This is a genomic window from Mesorhizobium sp. M2E.F.Ca.ET.219.01.1.1, assembly GCF_004016445.2.
Taxonomy (GTDB): Bacteria; Pseudomonadota; Alphaproteobacteria; order Rhizobiales; family Rhizobiaceae; genus Mesorhizobium.
Map to the genome: position 1 here is coordinate 1 of NZ_SADT02000159.1, position 329 is coordinate 329.

1 protein-coding gene is annotated in these 329 nt (G+C 60.2%); it reads left to right on the forward strand.

All coding sequences use genetic code 11. From position 1 onward, the window contains the following. A partial coding sequence (locus EN862_RS35340) for a diguanylate cyclase (protein ID WP_135913317.1) occupies positions 1–182 on the forward strand: 182 nt, incomplete at its 5' end. Positions 183–329 lie beyond the last annotated feature (147 nt).

Consider the following 329-nt stretch of genomic DNA (forward strand, 5'->3'; position numbering starts at 1 on the left):
GCACGGTGACCGTGTCGATGGGCATTTGCATGGCGTCCGAGGCCGAAAGCCCCGAGGACCTCTACACCAAGGCCGACCGGGCGCTCTATCGTTCGAAGGTCGGCGGCCGCAACCGCGTGACCAGGCATTCGGCGATGGCCGCCCGCGCCGGCAAGAGCTGGCTGCTCTACAAGAAGGACTGAGTTTTCGTGCCGATCATCGGCCTGCCCGCGAAAAATGTTTCGCGGCAATCCCTTTCCATGTGAATTTTTGTAGCCTATATTTTCCATGGAAAGGAGCACGCCATGCCATCCGTGCAACCTCATATCGCCAGCGGCACGGCCGAAAAC